Here is a 9,280-nt window from a genome sequence, read left to right on the forward strand (position 1 = left end):
GGCGTACAATCAAAATGTTTGGCGATTTCATGTAGATAGGCATCCTGGTGTTGCTCAACATATTGAGCCAGTTTTTGCCTATCCAATTTGACGGCATTTAGACCGGTAACTTGATGTTTTAGGCTGCCTGTTTGTTTTTTAAGGCGAATCCACAGGTAAAGCGTGTTTCTTGACAAGTTAAACGTTGCTGCGGTTTGGCTGATGTTTTTGCATTGTTCGTAATAGTTTAAAGCTTTGTTTCTTAAGTCCGCAGAGTATGCCATGGTTAGACCTTCAAAGTTGAGTATTGTACTATTTTGTTTTTAATTGATTATACCTTCAATCTACTCCCTCTTCCATCAGATGAGAGAGGGTTGGGGGAGAAGGTGGTTCTACAAGTTGCATGAATTTGATTTTACCTAAAACCATAAAGCCACCCTCATTCTAACCTTCCCCAGCAGGACAGAGGAAGGGACAGATTGCCGTTGCAGCAACGTGTAGCGTGGGCTTTGCCCACGAAATAAAATGCAAGGACAACCACCCCATTCGAATGGTTAAACGGTAGGTTTCGTGGGCAAAGCCCACGCTATGGATTTGGTTTATCTAAAGTGTTCATTGAATAAAATTCGCTTTGATTAAATATAGTGGATTAACTTTAAACCATTACGGCGTTGCCTCGCCTTAGCTCAAAGAGAACGATTCTCTAAGGTGCTGAAGCACCAAGTGAATCGGTTCCGTACTATCTGTACTGTCTGCGGCTTCGTCGCCTTATCCTGATTTAAATTTAATCCACTATAAAAAGGTCGTCTGAAAACCCTGAGATTTGGGGTTTCAGACGACCTTTCTGCATCCTTGTTACGCGGAATAGCCCGTCAAATCACTTCCAAAACGAAGTAATTGCGCAGCTTGTCATACACTTTGTCAGTTACATTGATGCAGCCGTTGGTCATGATGCGGTCAGAGACAACATCAGAGGCAATGCGTTTCATGCGGTGTTCGGAAGGTTTGAGTGTCCAAACGCGGTGCAGGGCGAAGAGGAAGTCTTTTTCCTGCTTGAAGCCGATGACTTCGCCGCCGTAGCCGGGTTTGGAAGTCTTCATCAACTGCATGTCGAATTTGCCTTTTGGCGTGGTTTTACCGATGAGTACGGGGTGGCACTGGCCATCGTCGGCAAAGCACAGCTCGGCTTTGGCGGTGTTGACGATGACTTTTTTGCGTTGCATGTATTCTTTGGCGGCATCGGCTGCTGCAAAGCTGTTCAGCCCTGCCAGCAGCGATACGCCGAGGATGATTCTTTTCAACATGGTTTCCTATTATCTGCGGATGCGGTGGGGTGTTTCGGGCACAACCTCACGGATGATGATTTGAGGTTCGGGCGCAGGTTGTGGGGCAACTTCTTGTACGGGCGGGCAGACGGCATCTTCCGGGAAGACGGCTTTCCAATGGAAGCTGCGGGCGTATTTGTGTTTGTCGAACAAGACTTTGTATTGGCAAGTGGTAATGCCTTCTACGTTGGAGCCGATATCGGGATTGGCGGGAACACCGGGAGTGCGGAAGTGGAAGAGATAGTTCCATTCGCGCACGCCGAACATACCTTCATCGTAGTGCGGACGGCCGAGGATTTTGTAGATGTCGTCTTTGCTCAGACCTGGTTTCATCTGTTCGAGTTCATCGGCGGTAGGGAATGTGCCTTGGTTTTTGTTGAAGGTTACGGAGTAGGGTTTGGGAAAGACGGGGTTGTCCGTCGTTCCGTCGGCTTTAACGTGGCTTTTGCCGGCGCAGGCGGACAGTACGGCTGCGGCAGCGAGGTAAAGGGCGGTTTTGGCGATGCGGGACGTTTTCATGGTTAATCCTTTTTTGTTGCGGCAATTTCAATCAGGCCGCCGTTGCATGGTCAAGATTCGATATTATCCGTGTGCCGCCGTTTTCATTCTGTTGACATTTATTGTCACTTTGTAACAATTTCATACGGACATAAATGAAAGCAATGGTATATCGTCTTCAGGCAAGCGTGTGTTTGGCACGGGTAAAATCGCGTTACTGGTTGTTTCTTTTGATGTTTAATCAAATTTTGGGTGAAACGTGAATTTCTCGGTTGAATTTCATGCAAGTTTTATGCCAATTTTTTGAAGAGGTCGTCTGAAAACCATATTTCGCCGTGTAATTTGGTTTTCAGACGACCTTTTTGAATGGGAGCGGATACTATATTGGATTAACTTTAAATCAGGACAAGGCGACGAAGCCGCAGACAGTACAGATAGTACGGAACCGATTCACTTGGTGCTTCAGCACCTTAGAGAATCGTTCTCTTTGAGCTAAGGCGAGGCAACACCGTACTGGTTTAAAGTTAATCCACTATAAAAATTTAAACAACGCTTATCCCGATAACCGTCGCTCGGTTTCCCTTAATTTGAAACCTGACTTCATAATCCTCTATATTCATGACGTAAATCCGTTCGGGAATATTCTGATAGGCGGGGCGCGGATCTTGGGCAATGCTTTGGCTGATCAGGTTTTGGGTGCTGGCAGATAAATTTTCCGCGCCGATGTTTTCCAGCCATACGACTTCAAGCTCTTCGGGTTTGCCGCTGACGAAGCCGGATGAGGCGTCGGGTTTGGATTCGACAAAGGGGATGTAGGGTTTGATGTCGATAATTGGTGTGCCGTCCAACAGGTCTGCGCCGCTGCAATAGAGGCGGACGGGTTTGCCGGTTTCGATGCGTTCGAGTTTTAAGAGCGATAGTCCGAGGTGATTGGGGCGGTGGGGGCTGCGTGTGGCGAATACGCCCATTTTTTGTTTGCCGCCGAGCCGTGGCGGGCGCACCATTTGTGCCCAGCCTTCATCCAATACGCCGTGAAAGATAAAACTTATCCACACATAATTGAAGTGTTCCAATCCGCGTACGCTGTCTGCGGTAAATTCGGGATTCAGCTCGATACAGACTTCTGCGGCGGGAACCAATCCGGGCTGACGGGCGACGCCGAATTTCTGTTTGTAGGGCGAGCGGGTGGTGGCGATGGGGATGATGGTGTAAGTCATGAGTATTGTGGACAAGTTTTTCGGAAAAACGTTATCTTATCACAGCTGGTTTTACCGCTTTTGGGCAGTAATTTGTTATAATACAGGGCATTTTAATCGCTTTGAAATGATGAGATGATTGTTTCCATTGATGTTGATGCACAAAAAACTTTTACGCCTTTGTGTCCTAAAGAGCTGCCTGTAAACGAGGGGCATTTGATTGTTGAAGAATTGAATGCCCAAGCCGCTTTGGCGGATTTGCGCGTGATGACGAAAGATGCGCATCATGCGGCAGCAAAATGGCTTGTGGATAACCCTGTTGATATGTTAAAGCCGACAGGTTTGCCCGATGCGGATTTGACTTGGGTGGCTCATGCGATGGTCGGTACGCGCGGCTATGAATTGTTGGACGGACTGCCTTCTGCTAAGGAATACGATTATTGCGTTTGGAAAGGCGTTGATCCTGAATTGCATCCTTATGGCGCGTGTTTTCATGATATTGAGGAAAAACTGAGCACAGGGCTGATTGAATGGCTGCGTTGTCAAAATACGGATACGGTCATTGTCGGTGGGTTGGCTACGGATTATTGTGTGAAAACAACGGTTTTGCAGTTGCTCAAAGGCGGCAATTGGCAGGTTATCGTCAATGAAGCGGCTTGTCGGGGCATTGCGCCGGAAACCATCGAAACGGCATGGCAGGAAATGCATTCTGCCGGTGCAATGATTTTAAAAAACGCTGAAGAAATTAAAAAATATATTAATAATCAATAAGTTAAAATTGTTTCACGTGAAACACCCTTCCTAAATATGAAAATTTTGCTTGTCCGCTTGTCCAGTATGGGCGATTTAATTCACACTTTGCCCGCAATCGAAGATTTGGCGCGACAATGCCCTGATGTGGAACTGCATTGGTTGTGTGAAGCCGGATTTTCGGATATTGCGCGCCTGCATCCGTTCGTAAAAAAAATCCATGTGATGAAATGGCGGCAATGGCGCAAACACCTCTTTCAGGCTGAAACTTGGCGAGAAATAGGTCGTCTGAAACAGGTCTTGCGGCAGGAAGCATTTGATTTTGTATTGGACAGTCAAGGTCTGATTAAAAGCGCGTGTTTCGCTAAAATGGCAAAATCCCCTATTTATGGTTTAAATAAAAACAGCGCGCGCGAGGGGTTGGCTGCGTTGGCGTATGCGAAAACATACGCTGTACCAAAAGGGAAAAATGCCGTTTGGCGCAACCGCGAGCTGTTCGCCCAAGTATTTGGATATGCAATGCCGGAAACGCAGGTATTCGGCTTGACTGTTCCTGAAGCAGGTCGTCTGAAAAATTTAGAGCAGCCGTATTATGCGGCTTTGCATGCGACCAGCCGGGACAGTAAGTTATGGCCTGTGGAAAGCTGGCGGGCGTTGCTGCAAAAACTGAATGAAGAACAACAATGCAATGTTTACCTGCCATGGGGAAATGAAACTGAAAAAACGCGTGCCGAACAAATTGCAGACGGACTGCCATTTGCCATTGTGTGCGACAAAATGAATTTATTGCAGGCGGCGTATCTGCTGAAACACGCAGTCGGAATTGTCGGTGTGGATACCGGTTTGCTGCATTTGGCAAATGCTTTGGAAAAACCTGTGATCGGTATTTATACCGATACTGATCCGATTAAAACAGGCGTTCAAGTTTCGGCTATTGCAAAAAATTTGGGCAATATCGGGCAGATTCCAACTGCGGATTTGGTTTATCAAACGTTGATGGATTGTGTGGCTGCTGATGAAGGCTCAAAGGTCGTCTGAAACTGATATAGCGGCATGACATTTTCCAGTTTGTTGAGTGTAGGAATGTATATCCTTCAGCCTGAGTAAATGCTTTAAAAATGGTATAATCGGCAAGCATTATCCGAAAGATTTCTGAATGAATTCGTTTTTAAGAAAAAACGGATTTGATTTTATAGAGAAGAAGGTTTGGTTTCGCTGGATGGTGAAAGCAACGTTCTTTTTAGGAGAATTCAATGAAAGCACTGGTCGCAGTAAAGCGCGTAGTGGACTACAACGTCAAAGTTCGTGTAAGAGCCGATGGTTCGGATGTGGATATCGGCAATGTCAAAATGTCGATGAATCCGTTTGACGAAATCGCTGTGGAAGAAGCCGTCCGTTTGAAAGAAGCCGGAAAAGTAAGCGAAATCGTAGCGGTTTCTTTGGGCGAAAAGAAATGCGAAGAAACGTTGCGTACAGCTTTGGCGATGGGTGCCGACCGTGCAATTCATGTTGAAACCGATACTAAATTGGAGCCGCTGGCAGTTGCCAAGCTGCTGAAAGCCGTTGCGGACAAAGAAAATCCGCAAATTTTCTTTTTGGGCAAACAAGCGATTGATGATGACGCCAACCAAGTGGCGCAAATGCTGGCGGCTTTGCTGAATGCGGCGCAAGGTACGTTTGCGTCCAAAGTACAAATTGAAGGCGATGAAGTGCAGATTGTGCGGGAAATCGATGGCGGCGAAGAAACCATCGCATTGAAACTGCCTGCTGTTATCAGTGCGGATTTGCGTTTGAACGAGCCGCGCTTTGTCAAACTTCCCAATATCATGGCGGCAAAGAAAAAACCTTTGGAAAAACTGGCTCCTGCTGATTTGGTTGCGGATATTTCACCTCGTCTGAAAACGGTGAAATTTGCCGAGCCTAAAGCGCGTCAGGCAGGTGTAAAAGTAGCAAGCGTTGCCGAATTGGTTGAAAAATTGAAAAACGAAGCCAAAGTGATTTGAGGAGACTGAAATGAGCGTATTGATTATTGCTGAACACGACAACAAACAGTTGAATCCTGCCACTTTGCATGCCGTTACCGCTGCCGCCAAACTGGGTAAAGTCGATTTATTGGTTGCCGGAAACGGCGCATCGGCCGTAGTGGAATCCGCGAAACAAGTAGCGGGTGTGGAAAAAGTTTTGGTTGCGGATGCTGCCCATTATGCCGAAGGTTTGGCTGAAGAACTGGCTCCGCTGGTTGTCAAATTGGCGGCGGATTACCGCTATGTTGCAGCAACGGCAACCACATTCGGTAAAAACCTTTTGCCGCGCGTAGCCGCTTTATTAGACGTCCCGCAAATTTCTGATTTGACTGAGATTGTGGATAACACGACTTTTGTGCGCCCGATTTATGCGGGTAATGCATTTGAAACCGTGCAAGCCGATTCGGAAAAATTGGTGCTGACCTTCCGTGCGACGGCTTTTGACGCAGCTCTAGCGCAAGGTGGTCATGCTGAGGTGGTTAATGTTGAAGCGACCCCTGCTCAAAACCTGAGCCGTTTTGTGAACCGTCAGCTCTCCCATTCCGATCGTCCTGAGCTGACTCAGGCAAAAGTCATTGTCTCCGGTGGCCGTGCGTTGGGTAGTGCGGAAAAATTCAATGAAGTGCTGACACCGTTGGCAGATGTTTTAGGTGCGGCAATTGGTGCATCCCGTGCAGCAGTTGATGCCGAATATGCGCCGAATGACGTGCAAGTCGGACAAACCGGTAAAGTGGTTGCACCTCAGCTCTATTTTGCAATCGGTATTTCAGGTGCGATTCAACATGTTGCCGGTATGCAGGACAGCAAAGTCATTGTCGCAATCAACAAAGATGCCGATGCGCCGATTTTCAATGTGGCCGATTACGGATTGGTAGGCGATTTATTCGAAATCGTCCCGCAATTAACAGAAGCATTGAAAAATTGATGTTTCACGTGAAACGTTCAGACGACCTTGTTATTAATGAGGTCGTCTGAAAACATTTCAGCATGATTACGACTTATAAAACCATTACTTCCCCGACGCAGGCTGAGTTTAAAGATAAAGGCAGCCGTTTTATCGCATTTGCCTATCCGATTCGGACATTGGCTGATGTGAAAAAATATCTCGATCCGTTAAAGGAAGAACATCATAAAGCGCGGCATTGGTGCTATGCCTATCGTTTGGGCGTAGATGGTATGCAATTTCGTGCCAACGATGATGGAGAACCGTCAGGAAGCGCGGGTCGGCCGATTTTAGGGCAGATTGATTCGGTGGGCGTAACCGATATTTTGGTTGTGGTCGTCCGCTATTTCGGCGGTACTTTATTGGGTGTTCCCGGTCTAATACATGCGTATAAAGAGGCAACGGCTCAAGCGTTGGCAGTTGCGGAAGTCGTTGAAAAGAATATTGAAAAAACCGTTTGGCTGAAATGTGAATATCCGTTTTTGAATGAAGCGATCCGCATCGCTAAACAATATCAGGCGGATATATTGGAGCAGGATTTACAGTTGGATTGCCGATTGACGGTCAGTTTGTCGTTGGCAAATTATGAGGCCTGTGTTGCGGCTTGGAAGAATACACGGCAGATTGAAGTAAACACAGAAAAGCCTTTTGAATGAAAGGTCGTCTGAAATGCTTTGGATGGTATTTCAGACGACCTCTTCTCTCATAAATCTTCTTGTGTATATCTGTCTAAGGCATCGACGCTGGAGCGCAAATATAGCCAGGCCAATTGATGAAATTCGCCCAGCGCGTTCCATAACGCATCCTCACTCATAATGCTGTATTCGCCTTCCGTACTCAAATCCAGTTCTGCCCCGTCCTCAATGGCTTGATGGCACGCCTGATACTCGTGGGTATAAAAATTGTCCATATCGCGAATCAAAGCGACAGCATGTTTCCAACGCCGGATGTCTTCTTCCAATTGCGGTAGTAGATGACACCATTCGCGGTATTTGCTTTGGATTTCATCAATACGTTTTTGCATGGTTGCTTGTCCTTTTTTAATTTCGTGGATAAGTCAAATAGGTTGCAGAGTGGAATGAAGCGGTCTTTTGTTTGATTCCACTAAAATTTCTTCAAACGGGACAAAAGTCCCCTTGTATCGAGTTTTCGTTAAAAGTACATATTTGTCAAGGAGATGGCATGAAACTGCTGGTTATCGGTAATGGCGGTCGCGAACACGCGCTGGCTTGGAAATTGGCGCAGTCGCCCAAAGTGGAAACAGTATTTGTTGCGCCCGGTAATGCCGGTACGGCGATTGAACCCAAGCTGCAAAACATCGCCTTGACTGCGCATCAGGATTTGATTGAATTCTGCCGTAAAGAAAATATTGCTTTTACTGTCGTCGGACCTGAAGCGCCCTTGGCGGCGGGTATTGTGGATGATTTTCGTGCCGCAGAGCTGAAAATATTTGGCCCGACACAATATGCGGCGCAGCTGGAAAGTTCTAAAGATTTTGCCAAAGCATTTATGGAGAAATACAACATTCCGACCGCGCAATACCAAACTTTTGAAAACGCCGATGCTGCACATGATTACGTCAATCAGAAAGGTGCGCCCATCGTCATCAAAGCCGATGGTTTGGCGGCAGGTAAAGGCGTGATTGTGGCGATGACTTTGGATGAAGCGCATGCTGCGATTGACGATATGCTGCTAGGCAACAAAATGGGCAATGCCGGCGCGCGCGTTGTGATTGAAGATTTCCTGCAAGGCGAAGAAGCGAGCTTTATCGTCATGGTTGATGGCAATCATGTATTGCCTATGGCGACCAGCCAAGACCACAAGCGTCTTTTAGACAGCGACAAAGGCCCGAATACGGGCGGCATGGGCGCATACAGCCCCGCACCTGTGGTAACGCCTGCCGTGTACGAGCGCGCGATGAACGAGATTATTTTGCCGACCGTGGTAGGTATGAAAGCGGAAGGGCATGAGTTCACCGGCTTCCTGTACGCAGGTTTGATGATTGATCAAAGCGGCGCACCCTATACGATTGAGTTTAACTGCCGTTTTGGCGATCCCGAAACCCAGCCGATTATGAGTCGTCTGAATAGCGACTTATCGGATTTGGTCGAAGCGGCAATAGACGGCAAACTCGATGGCGTAACCGCGGAATGGAACCCGCAAACTGCCGTAGGCGTAGTGCTGGCGGCGCAAAATTACCCCGAAACGCCTAAAAAAGGCGATGTTATTTCCGGTCTGGATGCTGCCAATCAAATCGGCAAAGTTTTCCATGCAGGCACAACGGCAAACGAGAAAGGCGACGTATTGACCAACGGCGGCCGCGTATTGTGTGTCGTAGGATTGGGCGACGATGTGGCTCAAGCCAAAGCCAAGGCGTATAGCGCATTGGAAAAAATCAGCTTCGACGGCATGCAATACCGTAAAGACATTGCCGACAAAGCCATCAACCGTTAATCAAAGAAACAGGTCGTCTGAAAACGTATAGTGGATTAACTTTAAACCAGTACGGCGTTGCCTCGCCTTGCCGTACTATCTGTACTGTCTGCGGCTTCGTCGCCTTGTCCT

At 47.3% G+C, this 9,280-nt stretch carries 10 protein-coding genes and 1 pseudogene; 6 read left to right on the plus strand and 5 right to left on the minus strand.

Annotation, left to right across the window (positions count from 1 at the left end; translation table 11 throughout):
* The 4 genes and pseudogenes from HMPREF1028_RS09410 to tsaA all read right to left on the minus strand — a co-directional run.
* A pseudogene (locus HMPREF1028_RS09410) lies at nt 1–263 on the minus strand (IS630 family transposase); the annotation flags it as partial.
* A 588-nt stretch (nt 264–851) separates the two neighbouring features.
* Complete coding sequence (locus HMPREF1028_RS09415) at nt 852–1,283, minus strand: hypothetical protein (RefSeq protein WP_003766469.1); 432 nt, start codon at nt 1,281–1,283, stop codon at nt 852–854.
* A 9-nt stretch (nt 1,284–1,292) separates the two neighbouring features.
* Nucleotides 1,293–1,823: an outer membrane protein assembly factor BamE gene (gene bamE, locus HMPREF1028_RS09420; protein WP_009312562.1), complete on the minus strand. Its 531-nt coding sequence runs from the start codon at nt 1,821–1,823 to the stop codon at nt 1,293–1,295.
* A 521-nt stretch (nt 1,824–2,344) separates the two neighbouring features.
* The gene (tsaA, locus tag HMPREF1028_RS09425; RefSeq protein ID WP_009312563.1) at nt 2,345–3,019 is read right to left on the minus strand and encodes a tRNA (N6-threonylcarbamoyladenosine(37)-N6)-methyltransferase TrmO; all 675 of its coding nucleotides are present in this window, start codon (nt 3,017–3,019) and stop codon (nt 2,345–2,347) included.
* 114 nt (nt 3,020–3,133) lie between these two features.
* Here tsaA and HMPREF1028_RS09430 point away from each other — a divergent pair, with 114 nt between their 5' ends.
* From HMPREF1028_RS09430 to HMPREF1028_RS09450, 5 genes are all read left to right on the plus strand, one after another.
* The gene (locus tag HMPREF1028_RS09430; protein ID WP_009312564.1) at nt 3,134–3,769 is read left to right on the plus strand and encodes a nicotinamidase; all 636 of its coding nucleotides are present in this window, start codon (nt 3,134–3,136) and stop codon (nt 3,767–3,769) included.
* A gap of 36 nt (nt 3,770–3,805) precedes the next feature.
* A complete protein-coding gene (waaC, locus tag HMPREF1028_RS09435; protein ID WP_009312565.1) occupies nt 3,806–4,786 on the plus strand; it encodes a lipopolysaccharide heptosyltransferase I in 981 nt (326 codons plus the stop codon).
* A 215-nt stretch (nt 4,787–5,001) separates the two neighbouring features.
* Nucleotides 5,002–5,751, plus strand: coding sequence for an electron transfer flavoprotein subunit beta/FixA family protein (locus tag HMPREF1028_RS09440; RefSeq protein WP_009312566.1), 750 nt, complete (start codon nt 5,002–5,004; stop codon nt 5,749–5,751).
* A 10-nt stretch (nt 5,752–5,761) separates the two neighbouring features.
* Nucleotides 5,762–6,697 (plus strand): electron transfer flavoprotein subunit alpha/FixB family protein, encoded by a 936-nt coding sequence (locus tag HMPREF1028_RS09445; protein ID WP_009312567.1) that lies wholly within the window; start codon nt 5,762–5,764, stop codon nt 6,695–6,697.
* 62 nt (nt 6,698–6,759) lie between these two features.
* Entirely contained in the window at nt 6,760–7,371 is a 612-nt protein-coding gene (locus HMPREF1028_RS09450) for a YigZ family protein (protein WP_009312568.1), read from the plus strand.
* A 47-nt stretch (nt 7,372–7,418) separates the two neighbouring features.
* Here HMPREF1028_RS09450 and HMPREF1028_RS09455 read toward each other — a convergent pair whose 3' ends face one another.
* Nucleotides 7,419–7,739 (minus strand): DUF4298 domain-containing protein, encoded by a 321-nt coding sequence (locus HMPREF1028_RS09455; RefSeq protein ID WP_009312569.1) that lies wholly within the window; start codon nt 7,737–7,739, stop codon nt 7,419–7,421.
* Between the two features lie 158 nt (nt 7,740–7,897).
* Here HMPREF1028_RS09455 and purD point away from each other — a divergent pair, with 158 nt between their 5' ends.
* On the plus strand, nt 7,898–9,169 hold the full coding sequence (gene purD, locus HMPREF1028_RS09460) for a phosphoribosylamine--glycine ligase (protein WP_009312570.1): 1,272 nt from the start codon (nt 7,898–7,900) through the stop codon (nt 9,167–9,169).
* Nucleotides 9,170–9,280: the final 111 nt, after the last annotated feature.

The sequence above is a fragment of the Neisseria sp. GT4A_CT1 genome (genome assembly GCF_000227275.1).
In the GTDB taxonomy this organism is placed as follows: Bacteria; Pseudomonadota; Gammaproteobacteria; order Burkholderiales; family Neisseriaceae; genus Neisseria.

Bases quoted from the DNA above. Each gene is read 5' to 3' on its own strand.
- waaC (WP_009312565.1), top strand. From the start codon at position 3,806: ATGAAAATTTTGCTTGTCCGCTTGTCCAGTATGGGCGATTTAATTCAC.
- bamE (WP_009312562.1), bottom strand. From the start codon at position 1,823: ATGAAAACGTCCCGCATCGCCAAAACCGCCCTTTACCTCGCTGCCGCA.
- HMPREF1028_RS09450 (WP_009312568.1), top strand. From the start codon at position 6,760: ATGATTACGACTTATAAAACCATTACTTCCCCGACGCAGGCTGAGTTT.
- HMPREF1028_RS09430 (WP_009312564.1), top strand. From the start codon at position 3,134: ATGATTGTTTCCATTGATGTTGATGCACAAAAAACTTTTACGCCTTTG.
- HMPREF1028_RS09415 (WP_003766469.1), bottom strand. From the start codon at position 1,283: ATGTTGAAAAGAATCATCCTCGGCGTATCGCTGCTGGCAGGGCTGAAC.
- HMPREF1028_RS09440 (WP_009312566.1), top strand. From the start codon at position 5,002: ATGAAAGCACTGGTCGCAGTAAAGCGCGTAGTGGACTACAACGTCAAA.
- purD (WP_009312570.1), top strand. From the start codon at position 7,898: ATGAAACTGCTGGTTATCGGTAATGGCGGTCGCGAACACGCGCTGGCT.
- HMPREF1028_RS09445 (WP_009312567.1), top strand. From the start codon at position 5,762: ATGAGCGTATTGATTATTGCTGAACACGACAACAAACAGTTGAATCCT.
- tsaA (WP_009312563.1), bottom strand. From the start codon at position 3,019: ATGACTTACACCATCATCCCCATCGCCACCACCCGCTCGCCCTACAAA.
- HMPREF1028_RS09455 (WP_009312569.1), bottom strand. From the start codon at position 7,739: ATGCAAAAACGTATTGATGAAATCCAAAGCAAATACCGCGAATGGTGT.